Genomic DNA, 22,866 nt, shown 5'->3' on the forward strand with positions numbered 1-22,866 from the left:
CTAAAATGAAAACCGAAAAATTGTTAAGCCTTTTCTTTTACGTTAAATAGCGTTAAGTGTTACAAAGAAAGAGGAGATAATACCATAATAATTAAAACGTTTAACAAATTAGTAAGATAACTCGGTTTTACAATTAATATATTTACACAAAAAATTGACTTTATGTTGCGCTGGATTATTCTTGTTTTAATTATTATGGTATTAGATTTCTATGCTTTTCAAGCTGTTAGAACGCTTACCAAAAATTATATCATTTATTTAGTCTACTGGTTAGCGAGTGCTTATGTTGTGGGTAATTTTGTTTATCGCTATTCTAATTTTGTACGAGGTGAAAGCTTTACACATGAGCATGGTTATGCCGTGGCTTTTTTGTTTATGCTTTTTATACCTAAGCTTATTTTAATACTCTTTATGTTTGGTGAAGACATTGTGAGAGGAGCTTTAAGTTTAATTAATAAGCTTTCAAAAGCTAGTCCAGAAGACATCGCTTATTCTACTAGTAGGCGAGGTTTTGTATCTAAAATAGCCTTAGGATTAGCCGCGATACCGTTTACTTCTATTCTTTATGGTGTTTTTAAAGGAAAGTATAATTATAAAGTAATTAAACATGCGCTTTATTTTGAAGACTTACCAGCCGCTTTCGATGGTTACACCATTACCCAGATTAGCGATATACATTCAGGAAGTTTGGAGAGTAAAGAGAAGATTACTTATGGAATAGATTTAATAAATGAACAAGAAAGTGATACCATTTTATTTACTGGAGATTTGGTAAACACTAAGGCTGAAGAAATGAATAATTGGATTAATGTTTTTGGAAAACTAAAAGCTAAAGACGGAAAATTCGCTGTTATGGGAAATCACGATTATGGTTATTATGCCTACGGAAATGATAAAACCTTAAATGATGAAAACCAGCGTCAATTTGAAGAAATTCAAGAAAAATTAGGTTTCGATTTAATTATGAACGACAACCGAAGAATAGAACGTAATGGACAGTTTATTAATATTCTTGGTGTAGAAAATTGGGGAGCATCGAGACATTTTCCTAAACGCGGAAGCTTAAAAGAAGCAACCAAAACTATAGGAGAAAACGATTTTAATATATTAATGTCTCACGATCCATCGCATTTTGATTATGCTGAAATGGAGCTCAATAAAACAGACCAAAATAAGCACGACGTCGTTACAGATGAAACTAATGTAATTGATTTCGAAAAACATATTCATTTAACTTTAGCAGGACATACTCATGGAATGCAGTTTGGAATAGAAGTTCCATCGTTGGGTATTAAATGGAGCCCTGTAAAATACCGTTATCCAAAATGGGCTGGATTATACGAGGTAGCAGGTAAGTTTTTACATGTAAATAGAGGTTTTGGTTATTTAGCATTTCCAGGTCGTATAGGTATCTGGCCAGAAATTACTGTGATAGAGCTTAAAAAAGGCACGAAAGTTGCCTAAACTTCTTTTATATTAAAAGAGTTAAATTTATAAGTTGTTAAAAAATTGTAGATTTACAATGAACTTGTTTTTGCTTTTTGTTTTAAACCGAAAAGTTTGGCTTTCAAGTTGTAATGAGATTCTGTTTTAAAAACATAGCATCGTTACGTTTTTAAAAAGGAATAAAATTAGAACTTGAAATGTGAATTTTGTAGGTAAAAAAAAAAGGCAGAATCAAGTTCACAAACCATTTTAAACTAATACATTAAGAAATGTCAAAATTTGGAGAATTAATCGATGTAGAAATTCCAGTTTTACTAGATTTTTTTACAGAATGGAATGAAGAATCAACAGCTATGCATCCTGTATTACGAGATGTTGCAGCTGCACTAGGTGATAAAGCTAGAGTTATTAAGATCGACGTGGATAAAAACAAAGAGCTATCTGAAGCTTTACGAGTTAAAAATTTACCAACTTTAATTATTTATAAAGATGGAGAAATGAAATGGCGACAAAGTGGAGAACAAAATGCAAAGACTTTAATAGCTTTGGTTCAAGATTTTGTTTAAACTGTGATTGCCTTAAAAACATAACCCTTTTTACTAAAATGCTCTAATACTTTTGGAAGCGCATATTTCATATTTCTTGATGCTTTAATACTATCATGAAACACTATTATGTTGTTTTTAGTTGAAGCTTTATTAATTACATTTTTTAAGCATTGTTCTTTCGGTATTTTTTGTTCCCAATCGAAAGCGACAACACTCCACATAATTATTTTATAACCTAATTGTATTATAGCTTTGCCTTGGCTATTATTTAATTGGCCAAAAGGAGGTCTAAATAAGCTAAGTTTTACTTGGCTGCTTTCTAATTTCTTGTTAATTATAGTTTCAGCTTCAGTAACGTTTTCTAAATATTTTTTTGTTGAAGTTTTCCAACCCTTAACATGATCTTGTGTGTGGTTTCCAATACTATGTCCTTCCTTTAAAACAGCGTGAAATAGTTCAGGGTTTTTGGCTACATTATTTCCAATACAAAAAAAAGTAGCTTTAGCATTGTATTGCTTAAGTGTGTTTAGCGTCCACTGGGTGATTTCGGGTGTTGGACCATCATCGAAAGTAAGATATAAAACTTTGTCTTTAGACGAAAAATCCCAAACATAGTTTGGGAATATTCGTTTTATAAATTGCGGTATTTTAGCAGGAATAAATTGCATGTTTACTCTTCTGTTTCTGCTTTAATTGGTTCGATAGTAGGAATACTACTATCTCTATTGATATCGCGTTCCTCTTTTAGTTGAGGTCTTTCACTTGGAAATATTTTCTCAAATAAGTTTTGGTAATTATCAAAGGTCATAAACTCTTTTTCAGCGAAATCTTCATCGTATTTTACTAAAACAACAATAAGAGCTCTATAGCGCTCTATGTCTGTAAAGATTTCTTGTGCATTTTTCATTTGGTTAGCACGAGATAATTCACTGTAATATGTTAAATTTTCTTGGTATTTTACAGCAACATCTTTAAATAATTGTCTTGCTTTATCTTTAGAGCCAACTTCGTAGTAACCAATTATGTAAGGTTCTAGTAAAGTATAATATCCAAATTTATCTACTGGCATATTTTCCATAGCAATGTCTGCTATGTTTTCAGCTTTATCTAATTTCTTTTCTTGAATTAATTTCTCCATTAAACGCGCAAGGTTTCCTCTGTAAGTAATAGAGTTTTTACGAGTTTCTGGATCATGGTAAATGTCGTCACTACCACTATTTCCCCAATCCCAAGCTTTAACTTTGTCGTACATAAAATCACTATCTACACGTCCCATATCAAAAGGATTCGCACGATCTGTTGGTGTTTTTATTGGTACGAGTTTGTAAACCATTCCATCAAGTTGAAGGTAGTCTTTCATCCATATATAATCGTCTTCTCCAAAAGCACCGCCTGTAAAGTAAATAGGGCGTTTCCAATCGTTATTTCCAACTATGTCTAGCATTAATAAACGTTGTTTGTAAATAGCACTTTCTTCAATTTTAATATCTATAAAATCAACTATAGAATCGGCATCCTTTTCCTTAACGATACCATATTTAATAGCGTTTTCTTTATTAACAGGAATACGGATATTTTCTACTGGAAAATAGTTAGTGTTTAGTAATTGTGAAGGATATTGAGTCACATCTTCATCCTGTAATTGGATAATACGCTTAAATTTTGTTTTAGGATTATCGCTAGAAACAAAATCTAAAAACTCTTTAATTAATAAAGTATCGCGACTAAATGTTGGTCTTATTTCGTCGGTTTTAGGATCTTGATAATAGGTACGTTTCATTATATAATCTCGTGTACCATATTTGTATTGATCGTGTGTTAATTGCGATGGCACAGGATCACTCTCATAAGCTTTCCGCTTCATTTGGTCTATATACCAATCTGTTTGAAATAAACTAGTATTTACAACACGAACATCTGTTCTATAGTTTTCAATTTCTTGAGCATACCATAGTGCAAACGTATCGTTATCTCCAATGGAGAATAGAATGGCGTTTTCACCACAAGAATCTAGATATTTTTTAGCCATAGATAAGGCAGTATATTTTCCAGATCTGTCATGGTCATCCCAATTATTTACGGCTAAAACTAAAGGAGCTATTAGTAAGCATAGTCCAGTAATTGCTAATGGTAATGCGGTGCCTTTTACTTTGTTTTTAAAGAATTCGAAAATACCATAAACACTAAAGCCTATCCAAATAGCAAAAACGTAAAACGAACCAACCACTGAGTAGTCACGTTCACGAGGTTCAAAAGGTCTTACGTTGGTGTATACTTGTATCGCGATTCCTGTAAATAGGAAGAATACCAAAAGTACCCAAAATGTTTTCTTGTCTTTATTAAATAAGAAAAACAACCCAATTAGTCCTAAAATTAACGGAAGAAAAAAGTAAGTGTTTCTAGCTTTATTATTTTTTACGTCGCTTGGTAAATTATCTTGAGACTGACCTAAATGCATCTCATCTACAAAGTCAATACCACTTATCCAATTACCATGATTATTATATTCACCTTGAATATCGTCTTGTCGTCCTGTGAAATTCCACATAAAATAACGCCAATACATGTAGCCTAATTGGTATTGAAATAAATATGTTGTAGTGCTTAAAAAAGAAGGTTTTTCAATATCTAAATATTCTTGACCATACTGTTTTAAAAACCTATGGTAGCCTTCGTAATCAACATTTCCTTGGGCAACTTCATTTTTAAATTGGTTTATAAAAGCGACATCTTTTTGAATACTTGGACTCATAGCGACATTTAACTTATCGCCATAAAGAGACATGAATTCATCATACTCTCGCTCTGTTAATTGATCTTGTTGGTATTTCTCAATAAAAGCAGCAATTTTTTTATGAGTAAACGGATCAACATTAAATTTCTCCTTTACAGTGTAATCTAGAAAACCTGAAAATAACATATAGTTTTCTGCATGTTCACCACTCCACATTCTTGGTAAAAGTGCAGCATGATCGTAATTATAATTCTGTACAGCATCTTTGTAATCGTTAACAATTACATATTTCCCTTGCTCTAAATTTTTTTCGTATTTAGGCTTGTCATCAGTATAAGCATCTTCTTTATTGCCGTTTAGTGAAGCATATTGATCTGTAAATAATGGGCCGTAAAACAAGTGTGTTTTTGGGTATTGCTCTAAATTATAGTAAGCTAAAAGCTCTCTAGCACTCGACGGATTATTTTCATTAATTACCACATCTGCATTTGCACGAATAGGTAGCATAAGCCAAGAAGAGAAACCAATAACAACAAAAGTTATACATAGAATTCCGGTATTAATATGTCTATATCCTTTTTCTTTTGTGTATTTTAAGCTGAAATAAATTGCAGCTACCAATAAAATTCCTGCGATTATTGATCCAGAGTTAAAAGGTAAACCAATAGTGTTAACAAAGAAAATTTCCAATACACTAAAGAATCTTAAAATATTTGGAGCTAGTAATTTAAAAATGAATAATAGAACAGCAACCGAAACTACGTTAGCAATTATAAAATTTTTAATAGTTACCGTATTGTAATTTTTAAAGTAATAAATTAACCCAATTGCAGGAATGGTTAATAATCCCATAAAGTGTACACCAAAAGAGAGCCCAATAATAAATGCAATAAGAATTAACCAACGATTGCCTCTAGGGTTGTGCATATCGAAATCCCAACGTAAAGCGCAGTAAAATAAAATAGCCATTAATAAAGTTGCCATTGCATACACTTCGGTTTCAACAGCGTTAAACCAAAAAGAGTCTGTAAATGTAAACGTTAAACTACCAACTAAAGCGCTTCCTAGAATAGCATAGGATTTAGAGGTGGTAAATTCTTCAGAAGAAATCATTTTTTGAAGCAATAATGAAATACTCCAAAACATAAACAAAATAGTAAATGCACTAGAAACAGCGCTCAACATATTAAGCATAAGTCCAATGTTTTCTGGAGACATGGCGAATGTTGAGAAAAAGGCACCTAGCATTTGGAATAAAGGAGCTCCTGGTGGATGACCAACCTGAAGCTTTGCAGAGGTTAAAATATACTCACCAGCATCCCAATAACTAACTGTTGGTTCTACTGTTAAACTGTAAGTTATTAAAGCAATTAAAAAAGCGAACCATCCTAAGATATTGTTCCATTTTTTAAAATTTGAAGACGTCATACACGTGATTTGTTTAATTTTAGGCGAATTTACTAATAAATATGAAAATAGAATGATAAAATTTTCCTAAGAAATTTTAGTAATAATGCTTCATTATTAGTTTGTTAACTATGTTTTAAAAAAAAAGATGAAAAATAAAAATTATTTTACCTTAAAATACTTGCGCAAATAAAACTTTGTTTTAAATTTGCAACCTGTTACAGAATATTGGCCTATGGTGTAACTGGTAACACGTCAGTTTTTGGTACTGAAGAGTCTAGGTTCGAGACCTAGTGGGCCAACAAAGTAATCCTAACGCATTTTATGTGTTAGGATTTTTTGGTTTTAGATGTTTTTTTAACTTGGTGTTTGTAATTTTTACTGGTGTTTGTTAACAGTAAAAACATAATAGACTCGCTTCCTTAGGTTGTTTTGAAAAGGAGTATTCAGGAGGTTAATAATATTATGTTGATATTTTATAATTAAATCTTAAACGTAATAACAGGTCTTTTTGCATGGTTTACAAGGTCTTCACTTAGGCTTCCGTTTAAAAAATGAGCAATACCTTGCCTTCCATGTGTGCTAATACCTATAAGATCTGCATCAATAATGTGCGAAAAGTTTAGAATACCTTTTTCTACAGTTTCATCATTATATATATTTGTGGTGTAGTTTGTGAAATTTGTACCTTCAATAAATTCTTGAATTTTCACTTTAGCACGTGCTGTTGTTTTAAAATTAGCAACAGTATTTACCATAAGCAAATGAATTTTCGCATTAAAAGCTTCAGCTAGTTTTGCAGCTTGTTTATAGGTTTCTCTATTGTCGTTTTCAAAATCTGAAGCAAAAACAAACTCTTCAATATTAAAATCGTCGTGCTCGTTTTTAATTACTAGAACAGGTTTTTCAGATGTACGCACTATTTTTTCAGCATTAGAGCCAATAAACATTTCTTTAAGTCCGCTAGAACCATGAGATCCCATAACTATTAAATCGATATCATGAGATTTACAAGTTTCTAAAATTCCTGTAGAAATATCATGAAAATCTACCATTTCTGTTACGGTAATGTCATTTAAATAGTCTTTAGACATAACATCTTCAAATTGCTTGTGGGCAAGTTTCATAAAGTAAACGGCTTCTGGTAAATCAGCTGGAGCTTCTTTACTAATGTGCGTTAAAGGTAAATCTAACATGTGGAGCAAAATAAGCTCACAATTGTGTTTTTTAGACAGCTGTGCAGCTACTTTAATAGCGTTTTCTGCTTCTGTAGAAAAGTCAGTCGGAACAAGAATTTTTTTCATAATTAGTTGTGTTTAAGAAGTACTTAAATCTAATAAAAAAAAAGGACTTTTAAAAACCTAGACTATAATATTTTACAGATTTTAGTTAAAACCTTTGCCTTTAAGGAGGTAATAGGATATTTTATTTTAATGAAATAGAATCGCAGTATACTAGAAAATTTAGCACATAAAAGCGGTTTTTTTTAGCAAAAGTAAAAGTCTGCTTTAGTTTTCTATGAAAATTAATAAAAACTATGTATATTTGCAGCGTTGTAAGAAATAATGAATGTGAGCGGACGAAAAGTCCGCTCTTTTTATACTTAAAAATGTTTAACACCACAGTAACAGATTTATTGAACGATGCCTTGGAGGAGAGAGCCGATTTGTATTTAATCGATTTCACTATTTCTGGCGAGCAAGCAATAAACATAATTATCGATGGAGATAATGGTGTGAAAGTAGAAGATTGTATCTTTATTAGTAGAGCAATCGAGCATAATATAGATAGAGAGGAATATGATTTTTCTTTAGAAGTAGCTTCAGCTGGAGCAGCTGCGCCTTTAACACTGCCAAGACAATTTAAAAGAAACGTTGGTAGAACGTTAGAAGTAAGAACACAAACCGAAAATATTGAAGCAGAGTTAATAAATGTTTCAGATGAAGGTATAGAGTTGACATGGAAAGCTAGAGAGCCAAAACCTGTTGGAAAAGGTAAAGTAACGGTTCAGAAAAAAGCAAAAATAGCTTTCAACGATATTGTAGAAGCAAAAGTTGTGATAAAATTTTAATTCAGTAGAATAATGGAAAATATAGCGTTAATTGAGTCATTTTCAGAGTTTAAAGACGATAAATTAATCGATCGTGTTACGCTAATGGCAATTTTAGAGGATGTTTTTAGAAATGCATTAAAGAAGAAGTTTGGTGATGATGATAACTTCGATATTATTATAAATCCAGATAAAGGAGATTTAGAGATTTGGAGAAATAGAATTGTAGTTGCAGATGGAGAAGTAGAAGAGCCAAATCAAGAGATTTCTTTAACAGCTGCTAGAAAGATTGAACCAGATTTTGAAGTTGGTGAAGATGTTTCGCAAGAGGTTAAGCTTATAGACCTTGGTCGTCGTGCTATTTTAGCATTACGTCAAAATTTAATTTCTAAAATTCACGAACACGATAATACTAACATCTTTAAGCACTTTAAAGAGCTTGAAGGAAGTTTATATACAGCAGAGGTTCATCATATTCGTCACAGAGCAGTTATTTTATTAGATGACGAAGGGAACGAAATAATATTACCAAAAGACAAGCAGATACCATCAGATTTTTTCCGTAAAGGAGACAATGTAAGAGGTATTATTGATAGCGTTGAGCTTAAAGGTAACAAGCCTGCGATTATTATGTCGCGTACGTCACCTAAGTTTTTAGAAAAATTATTTGAATCTGAAATACCTGAAGTATTCGATGGTTTAATTACTATTAAAAACGTAGTAAGAATTCCAGGAGAAAAGGCTAAAGTAGCTGTAGATTCTTACGATGATAGAATTGATCCTGTTGGAGCTTGTGTTGGTATGAAAGGTTCTAGAATTCATGGTATTGTTCGCGAATTAGGAAATGAGAATATAGATGTAATTAACTATACTAGTAACTTGCAATTATACATTACAAGAGCATTAAGCCCAGCACGTGTAACATCAATAAAAATTGATGAAGAAAATAAACGTGCAGAGGCTATCTTAAAACCAGAAGAGGTAAGTAAAGCTATTGGTCGTGGAGGTCACAATATCCGTTTAGCTGGGCAACTTACGGGATACGAGATTGATGTATTTAGAGAAGGTGCAGAAGAAGATGTTGAATTAAGAGAATTCACTGATGAAATAGAAGGCTGGGTAATTAAAGAATTTAGCAAAGCAGGTTTAGATACAGCAAAAAGTATTTTAGAACAAGATGTTGCAGATTTAGTAAAAAGAACAGACTTAGAAGAAGAAACAATATTAGATGTTATAAGAATTCTTAAGGAAGAATTCGAAGATTAACATATATTTGAGTAAAATTAAGGTAAAGGCAATTTATGGCTGAAACGATTAGATTAAATAAGGTACTACGTGAGCTTAACATCTCTCTAGATCGCGCTGTGGAATTTTTAGATTCCAAAGGTGTCGAGGTAGAGAAGCGTCCGACTACGAAAATTTCTGAAGCAACTTACAAGGTGCTTTCAGATGAATTTCAAACAGATGCTGGTAAGAAGGTAAAGTCTCAAGCTGTTAGTGAAGCTAAGCTTAAAGAAAAGGAAGATTTACGTGTTAAACGTGAGCAAGAATTAGAAGCTAAGCGAAAAGAAGAGGATGCCAAAGCAGCAATAGCCAAAGCTAAAGCAGAGGAAGTTGTTAAAGCGGCTAAAATACTTGCTGGACCTAAAAAAGTTGGTAAAATCGATTTAGATCCTAAAAAGAAAGCGCCTAAAGTAGAAGAAAAGGAAGTTAAAGAGGTTAAAGTCGAAGCTCCTAAAAAGGAAGAAAAAACAGAAACTAAAACTCCAGTTAAAACTGAAGCTAAAAAAGAATCTACGCCTAATAAAGTTGAAGCTCCAAAAGTAGAAACTCCTAAAGCAGATACTAAAAAAACTGATAAAGAAACTTCTACTGAAGAAGTTGCTCCTGCAGAGGTAAGTAATGAGCCAGAAACAGTAGAAACAAAATATCAAAAATTATCTGGACCTAAAATAGCAGGTGAAAAGATTGATTTATCTCAATTTAATAAGCCTAAGAAAAAGAAAGAGGTTGTTAAAAAAGGTGATGATGCTAACAAGAAAAAGCGTCGTCGTATCTCTAAGCCAGGTGATAATAGACCAAGTACAACAGGTAACCGAGGAGGGAATACTCGTGGTGGAAACGATAGATTTAAAGGGAAACCTGGACAAGGTCGTCGTGCTCCTATCGTAAAAGCGGAACCTACTGAGGAGGATGTGAAAAAACAAGTAAGAGAAACACTTGAAAAATTACAAGGAAAATCTAACAAAGGTAGAGGAGCTAAAAATAGAAGAGATAAAAGAGATAAGCATAGAGAGCAGACTGAAATCGATGAGCAAATCGAAGCAGCAGAAAGCAAAATTCTTAAAGTAACAGAGTTTGTTACTTCAAGCGAAGTTGCTACGATGATGGATGTACAGGTCACTCAAATTATCTCAGCATGTATGTCTCTTGGTATGATGGTGACAATGAATCAGCGCTTAGATGCTGAAACATTAACTATCGTAGCTGAAGAATTTGGATATAAAGTAGAGTTTATAACAGCAGATATTGAGGATTCAATTGTTGAAGTAGAGGATAAGCCCGAAGATTTAGTTGAACGCGCACCTATTGTAACAGTAATGGGACACGTAGATCATGGTAAAACATCACTTCTAGATTACATTCGTCAAGAAAACGTAATCGCAGGAGAGTCTGGTGGAATAACACAACATATTGGAGCATATGGTGTAGAATTAGAAAATGGTCAAAAAATCGCATTTTTAGATACTCCAGGTCACGAGGCCTTTACAGCCATGCGTGCACGTGGTGCTCAAGTAACAGATATTGCAATTATTGTAGCAGCAGCAGATGATGACATCATGCCGCAAACAAAAGAAGCAATTTCTCATGCTCAAGCAGCAGGAGTCCCAATTGTATTTGCAATTAACAAAATAGATAAGCCAGACGCTAATCCTGAAAAGATTAAAGAAGGTTTAGCACAAATGAATCTTTTAGTTGAAGATTGGGGAGGGAAAATTCAATCTCATGATATTTCAGCAAAAGTAGGAACTGGTGTAAAAGAATTATTAGAAAAAGTATTGCTAGAAGCAGAATTATTAGAGCTTAAGGCAAACCCAAATAAACCAGCAATAGGAACAGTAGTTGAAGCATTCTTAGACAAAGGTCGTGGTTATGTGTCAACAATATTAGTTCAAGCAGGAACACTTAAAGTAGGTGACTATGTATTAGCAGGTAAAAACAGTGGTAAGATTAAAGCAATGCAAGATGAACGTGGACATGATGTTCTATCTGCTGGTCCTTCTACTCCTGTATCAATATTAGGATTAGATGGCGCACCACAAGCTGGTGATAAATTTAATGTATTTGCAGATGAGCGTGAAGCGAAGCAAATTGCAACAAAACGTATGCAGTTACAACGTGAGCAAGATGTTCGTACTACTAAAACATTAACACTTGCAGAAATTGGTCGTCGTATCGCATTAGGTACATTTAAAGAATTAAATATTATTCTTAAAGGTGATGTTGATGGTTCTGTTGAGGCGTTAACAGACTCTTTCCAGAAACTTTCTACTGAAGAAATTCAAGTAAATATCTTACATAAAGGTGTTGGAGCTATTACAGAAAGTGATGTATTATTAGCAACTGCTTCAGATGCGATTATTATCGGGTTTAATGTGCGTCCTGTTGGAAATGCAAGAGTTATTGCAGATAGAGAAGAAGTCGATATTAGAACTTACTCAATTATATACGATGCTATTAATGATCTTAAAGATGCAATGGAAGGTATGTTATCTCCAGAGCTTAAAGAAGAAATTACTGGTACTGCAGAAATTAGAGAAATCTTTAAGGTTACTAAAATTGGAAGTATTGCAGGTTGTATGGTAATGAATGGTAAAATTTACAGAAACTCTCAAATACGTTTAATACGTGACGGAGTTGTAGTTTACACAGGCGAATTAGATTCTTTAAAACGATTTAAAGATGATGTTAAAGAAGTTGGTAAAGGATACGATTGTGGTATGCAAGTTAAAAATTACAACGACATTAAAGAAGGCGATGTAATAGAAGCTTTCCATGAAGTAGAAGTTAAGAAGAAGCTTAAATAATAAGATTTAAACTATTTTGCTTTATCATTCAGAGCAAAGTGAATAATTTATAAAACGAAAAGCCGTTTTCAAGTAATTGAAAACGGCTTTTCTATTAACGTAATTTTGTTAGTTTCAATGTTTTTTTAACTTTTCAATTCTGTAGTTTTAGAATTTGATTTGAGAAACATCTGTTTGAAGAAAACACAAAAAAACCATTGTGTTTAATATATAACCCTATAGCCTTAATTCTAATTTTAATAATTGGTTATTGTAATAAAAACTAAGTCAAATAATCTCTAAATTTATAGAAACAAAAAACCGCTTTCAAGTAATTGAAAACAGTTTTTTATATTTTTATACTCTAAAAACACTTCGTTTTGGAAATATGAATATTAAATTATAAACATCTACTTTAATACCATCTTAAGTCCTCTTCTTCGGCTTAAAAATAAAAGCGCTTGGAAACTTATTTTTTATTTTCTTTAATGCTTTGTCAGCTTCTAGTCTTGTTCTAAAACTACCAACCCAAATTTTGTAGTTTGGTGTTTCGTATACCAATTTTGAAGACCAAGAATTATAAGCGCCATCAAAACTATTTTCTGTACTTTCAGCTTTAGCTCTTGAGCCAGAATAAATCTGAATTTTATAACGATCACTATCTTCATCTTCGTTATTTATTTGTTTTTTTAACTTTAATAAAGCTGTAATCTCAGGATCTTGATTTACAATAACAGTTCCTTGTTGAGCTAAAACGATACAGCTTGAAAACGTTAAGCCTAATGATAAACAAAGGATTTTAAGTGATTTAATGTTCATATTTAATATATATTTGATGCAAATGTAAAAGTATTAAACGAAAGAAAACGGCTTTTTCTTATTTAGAATTTTTCTAAATTATAAATTAAGACTTCGTTAAGATTTCAAAAATGGACTTTAAGTATTACTTTTGCCTAAGTTTTTTATAACTGTATTTTTAGATATAGATGAAAAAATCGTACCAAAGTTTAGAAGTAAATTCAATCAATAATATGAAACAGGTGATTCACCGCAAATTAGGCCTTAATATTCTTCATTTTTGCTTAATTTTTTTAATAGCGTTTTCTACTACTCTTTCTGCTCAAGATGGAGATGTTGCAGCAGGTAAAGCATTGTTTAATGCTAACTGTGCTTCTTGTCATAAATTAGATAAGAAAATGACAGGTCCAGCATTACGTAATGTTGAGAATCGTTTAGCAGAAGACGAAGGTCTTGATAAAGCATGGATATACGCATGGATTAAAAACAGTGCTGGCATGGTTAAATCTGGAGATGCTTATGCAAACAAGATTTATAACGAGTATAATGGTACTGCAATGACTGCTTTTCCGCAATTAGCAGATGCTGATCTCGATAATATTTTGGCTTACACGGCTGCTGAAGCTCCAGCGCCAGTAGTGATTCCTGGTCAATCTGTAGGAGTTAATCCTTCTAACGACGCGTCTTCAAACGGATTAATTCTTGGAGCATTAGCATTATTATTCGCCTTATTAGCAGGAGCATTATTTTTAGTAAATAAAACTTTACGTCGTTTTGCAGATGAAAAAGGTCTTGCTTTTGCAGAAAAGCCAAAAAGTACGCCAATCTGGAAAGCATTTGCAGAAAACCAATTCTTAGTGTTAGTTACTGCAATATTCTTCCTATTAGCTTCGGCTTACTTTGTATATGGTTACTTTATGCAAGTTGGTGTTAATCAAGGTTACGAACCAGTTCAAGAAATTCATTATTCACATAGAATACATGCAGGAGATAATGGGATCGATTGTAAATACTGTCACTCTTCAGCAAGAGTAAGTAAAACATCAGGGATTCCTTCTTTAAATGTATGTATGAATTGTCATAAATCAATATACGAAGTTGCTCCAGAGACACAATCTGAAGGATTGGCTGAGTATGGTGTAGACTATAATTCCGAAATCAAAAAACTATACAAAGCTGTTGGTTGGAATGACGGAGAACAAAAATATACAGGTGAAACGAGTCCAGTAAAATGGACACGAATTCATAACTTGCCAGACTTTGCTTACTTTAATCATTCACAACACGTGTCTGTTGCAGGTGTAGAATGTCAAACATGTCATGGTCCAGTTGAAGAAATGGAAGTTATGTATCAATTTGCTCCATTAACAATGGGTTGGTGTATTAACTGTCACAGAGAAACAAATGTAAACGTGAAAGACAATGAATACTATACTAAAATTCACAATCAACTATCTAAAAAATATGGTGTTGAGGAGTTGACAGCAGCTCAGATGGGTGGATTAGAATGTGGTAAGTGTCATTACTAACTATAGAATAGTTTTTCTTTTCGCTAAAGCGGAAAATTTTAAAAAATAAATTAAGAAGTAATCCAATTATATAATATGTCATCAAACAAGAAATACTGGAAAAGTGTTGAGGAGCTAAAAGATAGCTCTATTGTTGAGGCGCTAAAACAAAACGAGTTTGTAAATGAAATTCCAAATGATGAGTTTCTTGGAGACAAGGAAACATTAGAGGCATCTTCTACAACGCGTCGCGATTTCTTAAAGTACGTAGGTTTTAGTACAGCTGCAGCTTCTTTAGCAGCATGTGAAGGACCAGTAATTAAATCAATACCTTACGTAGTACAGCCAGATTCTATTATTCCAGGTGTTGCTAATTATTATGCAACAACTATTGCAGATGGTTTTGATTTTGCAAGTGTTTTAGTAAAAACTCGAGAAGGTCGTCCAATTAAAATTGAAAACAATAATCTTGGTACTACAAATGGTGGTGCAAATGCAAGAGTTAATGCATCAGTTTTAGGTTTGTATGATAGCTTAAGAGTACAAGGCCCAATGAAAGGTGAAGCCGCTATTTCATGGTCTGCTTTTACTTCTGAAACGACTCAGAAATTAAATGCATTAAAAGACAGTGGAAAGCAAATTGTGTTATTAACACAAACATATGCAAGTCCAACAACGTCTAAGTTAATTGCAGAATTCAAAGAAAAGTACGGAAATGTAAATCATGTAGTTTATGACGCTGTTTCAGAGTCTGCTGCATTAGATGCATTTCAAGCAAAATATAAAGAAAGAGGCTTAGCTGATTATGATTTTTCACTAGCAGCAACAATTGTTGCCTTTGGCGCAGATTTCTTAGGAGATTGGCAAGGTGGTGGATTTGATTCGGCATATTCACAAGGACGCGTTCCAACAAACGGAAAAATGTCTCGCCATATTCAGTTTGAATCTAATATGTCTTTAGCTGGAGCAAATGCAGATAAACGTGTGCCTTTAACACCAAGTCAGCAAAAATTAGCTTTAGCAAAATTGCATAGTTTATTAGTAGGTGGTGCTTTTTCTGGAAATTTATCACCAAATATAGATAAGGCTGTACAAGATGCTGCTTCAGAGCTTAGAAAAGCAGGAAGTACAGGTGTTGTAGTTACGGGCCTTCAAGATGTAAATGCACAAACGGTTGTTTTAGAAATTAATGAAAAGCTTAATAGTAAGGCATTCAACGCTAAAAAACCTATTAAGACAAGACAAGGAAATGATAAGGCAGTAATGTCTTTAGTTGCTGATATGAAAGCAGGTAAAGTAGGAGCTGTTATTATGAGTGGTGTAAATCCACTTTATACATTGTCTAATACTTCAGATTTTGCTGAAGGATTAAAAAATACAGAATTATCTGTTGCTTTTTCAATGAAAGCAGATGAAACAGCTTCAGCTTCGCAATATATTGCTGCTGCGCCTCACTACTTAGAAAGTTGGGGAGATGTAGAACTGAAAAAAGGTCATTTTGGATTAGTTCAACCAACAATTCGTCCTTTATTCGATACAAAACAATTCCAAGATGCATTATTGCTTTGGAATGGTAAAGATGAAAAGTATAGTGATTATATTAAAACACTTTGGAATTCAGAAATATTAGGAGGAGCATCATTTAACCAAGCGTTACACGATGGTTCTTATATATCTAAAGTTTCAGGAGGTTTAGTTGAAAACACTACTGAAGTTTCAGAAGATAACGTTGAAACAACTTCTGGAAATGCTGCAAGAGCTTTAGCTGCTAGCGCAACTTCAAATGGGATGGAGCTTACTTTATATACTAAAGTAGGAATGGGAGATGGACAACAAGCAAATAATCCATGGCTGCAAGAATTTCCAGATCCAATTACAAGAACTACTTGGGACAACTATTTAACGGTTTCAGCAGCAGATGCTAAAGCTTTAGATTTAGTTAATGAACATGAAGCAACAGGAGCCTTAAACGGTAGCTATGCAGATGTTACTGTAAATGGAACTAAATTAACTGTTCCAGTAATTATTCAACCAGGTCAGGCTAAAGGTTCTGTTGGTTTAGCATTTGGTTATGGTAAAGTAGCAGGTTTAAAAGAAGAAATGCAAACAGGTGTTAATGCATATGCATTATACCAAGATTTCAATAATATACAAAATGTAACTGTAACTAAAGCGGCTGGTATGCACGAGTTTGCTTGTGTGCAATTACAAAACACTTTAATGGGTCGTGGAGACATTATTAAAGAAACAACATTAGAGGTCTTTAACACTAAAGATAGAACGGTGTGGAATAAAGTACCTACGGTATCTTTAAACCATGAAGAAGTTGAAATCACCTCTCCAGAAGTTGATTTATGGGATGAATTTGATCGTTCTATTGGACATCACTTTAACCTATCTATTGATTTAAATGCTTGTACAGGTTGTGGAGCTTGTGTAATTGCTTGTCATGCAGAAAACAATGTTCCTGTTGTAGGTAAAGAGGAGATACGTAGAAGTCGCGATATGCACTGGTTACGTATTGATAGATATTATTCTTCGGAAGAGTCTTTTTCAGCTGATGATGCTAAAAAAGAAGGTTTCGATGGCTTATTTGGAGACAATGGTTCTTTAGGAGGATTTGGAGAATTAGAAAACCCTGCAGATAATCCACAAGTAGCCTTTCAACCAGTAATGTGTCAGCACTGTAATCATGCTCCTTGTGAGACTGTTTGTCCAGTAGCTGCAACATCACACGGTCGTCAAGGTCAAAATCATATGGCTTATAACCGTTGTGTAGGTACAAGATATTGTGCTAATAACTGTCCTTATAAAGTGCGTCGTTTTAATTGGTTCCTTTATAATGGGAACGATGAGTTCGATTACTATATGAATGACGATTTAGGTAGAATGGTAATTAATCCAGATGTAACAGTACGTTCTCGTGGTGTCATGGAAAAATGTTCTATGTGTATTCAAAAAACACAAAAAACTATTCTTGATGCAAAAAGAGATGGACGTGTTATTAAAGATGGTGAATTCCAAACAGCTTGTTCATCTGCTTGTAGCAATGGAGCAATGGTATTTGGAGATATTAACGATAAAGATAGTAAAGTTGCAAAACTTTTAGAAGACGATCGTATGTATCATTTATTAGAAAGTGTTGGTACTAAACCTAATGTTCAGTATCATACTAAAGTGAGAAACACGAAAGCATAGAAAGGATTAATTAACGAACAATTATAAAAGGATTATGGCGTCTCATTACGAAGCACCTATTAGAAGACCTTTAGTTACAGGCAATAAGTCGTATCACGATGTAACCGTAGATATCGCAGCTCCTGTAGAAGGTAAAGCCAACAAACAATGGTGGATTGTATTCTCTATAGCATTAGTAGCTTTCCTTTGGGGAGTTGGATGTATGGCTTACACAATATCTACCGGAATTGGAACTTGGGGATTAAACAAGACCGTAGGATGGGCTTGGGATATTACTAACTTCGTTTGGTGGGTTGGTATTGGTCACGCAGGAACTTTAATTTCTGCAGTACTATTATTATTCCGTCAAAAATGGAGAATGGCAATTAACCGTTCTGCAGAAGCAATGACAATTTTCTCAGTAGTACAAGCAGGTTTATTTCCAGTTATTCATATGGGTCGACCATGGTTAGCGTATTGGGTACTACCAATACCAAATCAATTTGGATCGTTGTGGGTGAACTTTAACTCACCTTTACTTTGGGATGTATTTGCAATCTCTACGTATTTGTCTGTATCATTAGTATTTTGGTGGACAGGTTTATTACCAGATTTCGCAATGTTACGTGATAGAGCTATTAAGCCTTTCCAAAAGAAAATATATAGTTTATTAAGTTTTGGTTGGACTGGTAGAGCAAAAGATTGGCAACGTTTTGAAGAAGTATCTTTAGTACTTGCAGGTTTAGCAACACCTTTAGTGCTTTCTGTACACACGATTGTATCTTTTGATTTTGCAACATCTGTTATACCAGGTTGGCATACTACTATTTTTCCACCTTACTTTGTTGCTGGAGCAGTATTCTCTGGATTTGCAATGGTAAACACACTACTTATTATTATGAGAAAAGTGTGCAGTTTAGAAGATTATATTACAGTACAACATATAGAATTAATGAATATTGTAATTATGATTACAGGTTCTATAGTTGGTGTAGCATATATAACAGAGCTATTTGTTGCTTGGTATTCAGGTGTAGAATACGAACAATACGCTTTCTTGAATAGAGCAACAGGACCATATTGGTGGGCTTATTTATTAATGATGAGTTGTAATGTATTCTCTCCACAATTTATGTGGTTCAAGAAATTAAGAACAAGTATTATGTTCTCATTCTTTATATCAATAGTAGTAAACATTGGAATGTGGTTTGAGCGTTTTGTAATTATTGTAACATCTTTACACAGAGATTACTTACCATCATCATGGACAATGTTTTCACCAACGTTTGTAGATATTGGAATTTTTATAGGAACTATAGGATTCTTCTTTGTATTATTCTTATTATATTCAAGAACATTCCCAGTAATTGCGCAAGCAGAAGTTAAGACTATTTTAAAGTCTTCTGGTGATAAGTATAAAAACTTAAGAGAATCTGGTAAAACTTTAATGGGAACAGGTGCTGATGCTAGAACTTCAGTAGTGACGAATTACGATAATAAAGAACAAAATAATAATAACGAGTAGCATATGGAAACTTCAAAAGTAATTCACGCTATTTATAACGATGACGATGTGTTAATGGCAGCTGTTAAAACAGTGAAAGCTAAAAGACATCACATTGAAGAAATATATACACCATTTCCTGTCCATGGACTAGACAAGGCAATGGGATTAGCGCCAACAAGAATAGCAATTGCTTCATTTATGTACGGTTGTGTTGGATTAGCAGTAGCAACTATTATGATGAATTTCATTATGATTGAAGATTGGCCGCAAAACATTGGTGGTAAACCAAGTTTTAGCTACTTAGAAAATATGCCAGCATTCGTACCTATTATGTTCGAATTAACAGTTTTCTTTGCAGCGCATTTAATGGTAATAACGTTTTACTTACGTAGTAGAATGTGGCCATTTAAAAAAGCAGAAAATCCTGATCCAAGAACAACAGATGACCATTTTTTAATGGAAATAGCCGTTCATGGAAACGAAAAAGAATTGCACGATTTACTTTCAGAAACTGGTGCAGTTGAAATAAACGTAGTAGATAATACGCATTAATTATAGACAATGAAGAGCATTTTTAACATAACAATATTAGCGCTGGTTTTAGTGTCGATTGTAGCTTGTAAGAAAGATTCGAGACCGAATTACGAATTCATGCCCAATATGTACGAATCAGTAGCATACGAAACATACCAAGAGTCTGATGCATTTGCAAACGGAGTTGAAGCTCAATTACCTGTTGATGGAACAATACCTAGAGGCTATACACCTTTTGATATTGACAATAATACTGAAGGTTACAATGAAGCTAAAGCGAACTTGAAAAACGTTTTAGATTCTACTCAAGTAGATTACGTAAGAGGTAAAGAGTTATTCGATATATACTGTGGAATTTGCCATGGAACTAAAGGTGACGGAAAAGGGAAGTTAGTACAGAGAGAGAAAATTCTTGGTATCCCAAGTTACGATGATGTTGGAAGAGCAATTACAGATGGTAGTGTTTATCATACTATATATTATGGTAAGAATGCAATGGGTTCTTACGCAAATCAAATAAATTACGAAGAACGCTGGCAAGTAGTTTCATATGTTATGAAATTGAAGGCAGATTTAGAAAAATAAGATTTAGTTAAAGATTATATAATGGAATACAAAATTTCAAATAGACTAAGATTAACTGCAATCATTTTAATGGTCGTTGGACTGTTAGGTGTTGGCTATGGCTTTATAACTTCAAATAAATCATTTGAGGAAGTAGAGACTATGTTAGCAAATGAATCTCATCATGGAGAAGCAGCAGCTCATGAAGAAGAAACTCATCAAGTTGAAGCAACTAGTCATGATACACATTCATTAGATGAAACTCATGGTGGAAACCATGAAGTCGTTGATGAGCATACAAAACATGTAAACCACGTAATGCATGCTATGCATAACAGACCTTGGTCTGCATTTTATGTAGCAGCATTCTTTTTTATGATGATATCATTAGGCGTATTAGCATTTTATGCACTTCAATATGTATCTCAATCAGGTTGGTCTCCATTGGTACTAAGAGTAATGGAGGGTATCACAGCTTATTTATTGCCAGGAGCTTTAATTGTAGTATTAATAGCTGCGTTATCTCACTTTATAGGACATAACAATATTTTTATTTGGATGGATCCTGAGGTAGTTGCACACGATAAATTAATTCAAGGTAAAACAGGTTGGTTAAATATTTGGGGATTCATTATTAGAGGTTTAATCTTTATTGGTGGATGGTCATTATACAGACATTTTTCTAGAAAATTCTCTATTGCTCAAGATAAAGCAAACGACAACAAAAACTTTAAGAAGACATTTCGTATTTCAGCAGCATTTTTAGTATTCTTTATTTATACAGAATCTATGATGTCTTGGGATTGGATTATGAGTGTAGATCCTCACTGGTTCTCTACATTATTTGGTTGGTATGTTTTCGCAGGAATGATGGTTTGCGGTATTACTGTAATCGCATTCATAACAATATACTTAAAAAGCAAAGGTTTATTGCCACAAGTTAACGACAGTCATATACACGATTTAGCAAAGTTTATGTTTGCTTTCAGTATATTCTGGACATATTTATGGTTCTCTCAATTTATGTTAATCTGGTATTCAAACATTCCAGAAGAAGTAACCTATTTTGTAACTAGAATAGAAGATTATAAATTACCATTCTTTGGCATGTTAGCCATGAACTTCATTTTCCCTTTATTACTATTAATGAACAGTGATTACAAGCGTGTTCCTTGGTTTGTTGTAATGGCAGGTATCGTGATTTTAGCAGGTCATTATATTGATGTTTTCAATATGATTATGCCAGCGACAGTTGGTGACCAATGGTATATTGGTATTCCAGAAATTTTTTCAGTGTTATTCTTTGCAGGATTATTCATCTTTATTGTGTTTACAGCGCTTACTAAAGCACCTTTAACTCAAACAAGGAATCCATTTATTAAAGAAAGTGAACATTTTCATTATTAATAATTTTATTAAATAAAGAATAACGACAACAATGACGGCTTTATTATCAATTTTAGTTTTAGTATTTATCCTAGTTGCCATCTGGCAGATGGTCAAGATATTCGATTTAACCCAAAGCGACTCAGCTGATGGAAATAATCAAGTAGCAAACGACAAAGACAATAAAATGAATGGTTACCTAATGATTGCCTTTTTGGTATTCATTTATGCTATAACTATTTGGAGTTTTGTTGCGCTTGGCGATTTACCATTAATGTCTAATTCGGCTTCAGAACATGGTCCTGGAGTAGATAGTTTAATGATTATTTCTATGATAGTCATTTTTATTGTACAAACAATAACCCAGTTTTTATTACACTATTTCGCTTTTAAATATAGAGGAGAAAAAGGAAAAAAGGCTTTGTTTTATGCAGATAACAATAAGTTAGAAGCTGTTTGGACTATAATACCTGTAATTGTATTAGCAGTATTAATTATTCAAGGCCTATTTACTTGGACTACAATAATGAATGTTAATGAAGATAACGATCCTTTAGTTGTAGAGTTATATGCTCAACAATTTAACTGGAAAGCACGTTACGGAGGAGAAGACAATACTTTAGGTAAAGCTAACGTAAGATTAATTGATATTGATCGCGCAAACATACTAGGAGTAGATGAAGCGGACCCTAATGCTCAAGATGATATTATTACTTCGGAGTTACATTTACCAGTAGGGCGTCCAGTGTTATTTAAAATGCGTTCTCAAGATGTTTTACACTCTGCTTATATGCCTCACTTTAGAGCTCAAATGAATTGTGTTCCAGGTATGATTACACAATTTGGTTTCACACCAACTGTTACTACTGCAGATATGCGTGATACGCCAGAAATGAAAGACAAAGTTTCTAATATTAATAATATTAGAGTTGAAAAGTCTAAAGATTTAGTAGCTAAAGGAGAAGAGGCTTTAGAACCTTATACATTCGATTATTTATTATTATGTAATAAAATTTGTGGTAAATCTCACTACAATATGCAAATGAAAATAATAGTTGAAACTCAAAAAGAATACGATGCTTGGATTAAAACTCAAAAGGTATTCAAAAATTCTCTAGTAAATAATTAATAAAAGATTAT

The 22,866-nt window shown here is 33.2% G+C and carries 16 protein-coding genes and 1 tRNA gene; 13 read left to right on the forward strand and 4 right to left on the reverse strand.

Annotated features, from left to right (window positions below; genetic code table 11):
• The first annotated feature begins 162 nt into the window (after positions 1-162).
• Together CW733_RS14475 and CW733_RS14480 are read left to right on the forward strand one after the other, a co-directional pair.
• On the forward strand, positions 163-1,464 hold the full coding sequence (locus CW733_RS14475) for a metallophosphoesterase (protein ID WP_100997920.1): 1,302 nt from the start codon (positions 163-165) through the stop codon (positions 1,462-1,464).
• Between the two features lie 251 nt (positions 1,465-1,715).
• Entirely contained in the window at positions 1,716-2,012 is a 297-nt protein-coding gene (locus CW733_RS14480; RefSeq protein WP_100997921.1) for a co-chaperone YbbN, read from the forward strand.
• On the opposite strand, the gene CW733_RS14485 is transcribed toward CW733_RS14480, so the two are convergent.
• On the reverse strand, positions 2,009-2,662 hold the full coding sequence (locus CW733_RS14485) for a polysaccharide deacetylase family protein (RefSeq protein ID WP_100997922.1): 654 nt from the start codon (positions 2,660-2,662) through the stop codon (positions 2,009-2,011). The two genes, CW733_RS14480 and CW733_RS14485, sit on opposite strands and share 4 nt — an antisense overlap.
• 2 nt (positions 2,663-2,664) lie before the next feature.
• On the reverse strand, positions 2,665-6,156 hold the full coding sequence (locus tag CW733_RS14490) for a DUF2723 domain-containing protein (RefSeq protein WP_100997923.1): 3,492 nt from the start codon (positions 6,154-6,156) through the stop codon (positions 2,665-2,667).
• Positions 6,157-6,364: 208 nt separating this feature from the next.
• On the opposite strand from CW733_RS14490, the gene CW733_RS14495 reads away from it, so the two are divergent.
• Positions 6,365-6,437 (forward strand) — tRNA-Gln (locus tag CW733_RS14495).
• 180 nt (positions 6,438-6,617) lie between these two features.
• Here the strand turns inward: CW733_RS14495 and CW733_RS14500 are convergent.
• Entirely contained in the window at positions 6,618-7,439 is an 822-nt protein-coding gene (locus tag CW733_RS14500) for a universal stress protein (protein WP_100997924.1), read from the reverse strand.
• A gap of 305 nt (positions 7,440-7,744) precedes the next feature.
• Between CW733_RS14500 and rimP the strand changes: the two genes are divergently transcribed.
• From rimP to infB, 3 genes are read left to right on the forward strand one after another with little or no spacing between them, the layout of a single operon-like run.
• The gene (gene rimP, locus CW733_RS14505; RefSeq protein WP_100997926.1) at positions 7,745-8,206 is read left to right on the forward strand and encodes a ribosome assembly cofactor RimP; all 462 of its coding nucleotides are present in this window, start codon (positions 7,745-7,747) and stop codon (positions 8,204-8,206) included.
• Between the two features lie 12 nt (positions 8,207-8,218).
• Positions 8,219-9,451, forward strand: coding sequence for a transcription termination factor NusA (gene nusA, locus CW733_RS14510; protein WP_100997928.1), 1,233 nt, complete (start codon positions 8,219-8,221; stop codon positions 9,449-9,451).
• 35 nt (positions 9,452-9,486) lie between these two features.
• A complete protein-coding gene (infB, locus tag CW733_RS14515; protein ID WP_100997930.1) occupies positions 9,487-12,273 on the forward strand; it encodes a translation initiation factor IF-2 in 2,787 nt (928 codons plus the stop codon).
• 405 nt (positions 12,274-12,678) lie between these two features.
• On the opposite strand, the gene CW733_RS14520 is transcribed toward infB, so the two are convergent.
• On the reverse strand, positions 12,679-13,071 hold the full coding sequence (locus tag CW733_RS14520; protein ID WP_100997932.1) for an SPOR domain-containing protein: 393 nt from the start codon (positions 13,069-13,071) through the stop codon (positions 12,679-12,681).
• Between the two features lie 212 nt (positions 13,072-13,283).
• Between CW733_RS14520 and CW733_RS14525 the strand changes: the two genes are divergently transcribed.
• The 7 genes from CW733_RS14525 (at position 13,284) to CW733_RS14555 (ending at position 22,855) form a co-directional block, all read left to right on the forward strand.
• On the forward strand, positions 13,284-14,579 hold the full coding sequence (locus CW733_RS14525; protein ID WP_100998865.1) for a c-type cytochrome: 1,296 nt from the start codon (positions 13,284-13,286) through the stop codon (positions 14,577-14,579).
• A gap of 75 nt (positions 14,580-14,654) precedes the next feature.
• Complete coding sequence (locus tag CW733_RS14530) at positions 14,655-17,756, forward strand: TAT-variant-translocated molybdopterin oxidoreductase (protein WP_100997934.1); 3,102 nt, start codon at positions 14,655-14,657, stop codon at positions 17,754-17,756.
• 34 nt (positions 17,757-17,790) lie between these two features.
• Positions 17,791-19,260 (forward strand): NrfD/PsrC family molybdoenzyme membrane anchor subunit, encoded by a 1,470-nt coding sequence (gene nrfD, locus CW733_RS14535; RefSeq protein ID WP_100997936.1) that lies wholly within the window; start codon positions 17,791-17,793, stop codon positions 19,258-19,260.
• A gap of 3 nt (positions 19,261-19,263) precedes the next feature.
• Complete coding sequence (locus CW733_RS14540) at positions 19,264-19,794, forward strand: DUF3341 domain-containing protein (RefSeq protein WP_100997937.1); 531 nt, start codon at positions 19,264-19,266, stop codon at positions 19,792-19,794.
• Between the two features lie 99 nt (positions 19,795-19,893).
• Complete coding sequence (locus CW733_RS14545) at positions 19,894-20,361, forward strand: cytochrome c (protein ID WP_100997938.1); 468 nt, start codon at positions 19,894-19,896, stop codon at positions 20,359-20,361.
• 21 nt (positions 20,362-20,382) lie between these two features.
• Positions 20,383-21,747, forward strand: coding sequence for a quinol:cytochrome C oxidoreductase (locus CW733_RS14550; RefSeq protein WP_100997939.1), 1,365 nt, complete (start codon positions 20,383-20,385; stop codon positions 21,745-21,747).
• A gap of 31 nt (positions 21,748-21,778) precedes the next feature.
• Positions 21,779-22,855 carry a cytochrome c oxidase subunit II gene (locus tag CW733_RS14555; RefSeq protein WP_100997940.1) on the forward strand — a complete coding sequence of 359 codons (1,077 nt, stop codon included), beginning with the start codon at positions 21,779-21,781 and terminating at the stop codon, positions 22,853-22,855.
• Positions 22,856-22,866 lie beyond the last annotated feature (11 nt).

It is taken from the genome of Lacinutrix sp. Bg11-31, from assembly GCF_002831665.1.
Lineage (GTDB): Bacteria > Bacteroidota > Bacteroidia > Flavobacteriales > Flavobacteriaceae > Lacinutrix.

Bases quoted from the DNA above. Each gene is read 5' to 3' on its own strand.
- CW733_RS14475 (WP_100997920.1), top strand. From the start codon at position 163: ATGTTGCGCTGGATTATTCTTGTTTTAATTATTATGGTATTAGATTTC.
- CW733_RS14480 (WP_100997921.1), top strand. From the start codon at position 1,716: ATGTCAAAATTTGGAGAATTAATCGATGTAGAAATTCCAGTTTTACTA.
- CW733_RS14485 (WP_100997922.1), bottom strand. From the start codon at position 2,662: ATGCAATTTATTCCTGCTAAAATACCGCAATTTATAAAACGAATATTC.
- CW733_RS14490 (WP_100997923.1), bottom strand. From the start codon at position 6,156: ATGACGTCTTCAAATTTTAAAAAATGGAACAATATCTTAGGATGGTTC.
- CW733_RS14500 (WP_100997924.1), bottom strand. From the start codon at position 7,439: ATGAAAAAAATTCTTGTTCCGACTGACTTTTCTACAGAAGCAGAAAAC.
- rimP (WP_100997926.1), top strand. From the start codon at position 7,745: ATGTTTAACACCACAGTAACAGATTTATTGAACGATGCCTTGGAGGAG.
- nusA (WP_100997928.1), top strand. From the start codon at position 8,219: ATGGAAAATATAGCGTTAATTGAGTCATTTTCAGAGTTTAAAGACGAT.
- infB (WP_100997930.1), top strand. From the start codon at position 9,487: ATGGCTGAAACGATTAGATTAAATAAGGTACTACGTGAGCTTAACATC.
- CW733_RS14520 (WP_100997932.1), bottom strand. From the start codon at position 13,071: ATGAACATTAAATCACTTAAAATCCTTTGTTTATCATTAGGCTTAACG.
- CW733_RS14525 (WP_100998865.1), top strand. From the start codon at position 13,284: ATGAAACAGGTGATTCACCGCAAATTAGGCCTTAATATTCTTCATTTT.
- CW733_RS14530 (WP_100997934.1), top strand. From the start codon at position 14,655: ATGTCATCAAACAAGAAATACTGGAAAAGTGTTGAGGAGCTAAAAGAT.
- nrfD (WP_100997936.1), top strand. From the start codon at position 17,791: ATGGCGTCTCATTACGAAGCACCTATTAGAAGACCTTTAGTTACAGGC.
- CW733_RS14540 (WP_100997937.1), top strand. From the start codon at position 19,264: ATGGAAACTTCAAAAGTAATTCACGCTATTTATAACGATGACGATGTG.
- CW733_RS14545 (WP_100997938.1), top strand. From the start codon at position 19,894: ATGCCCAATATGTACGAATCAGTAGCATACGAAACATACCAAGAGTCT.
- CW733_RS14550 (WP_100997939.1), top strand. From the start codon at position 20,383: ATGGAATACAAAATTTCAAATAGACTAAGATTAACTGCAATCATTTTA.
- CW733_RS14555 (WP_100997940.1), top strand. From the start codon at position 21,779: ATGACGGCTTTATTATCAATTTTAGTTTTAGTATTTATCCTAGTTGCC.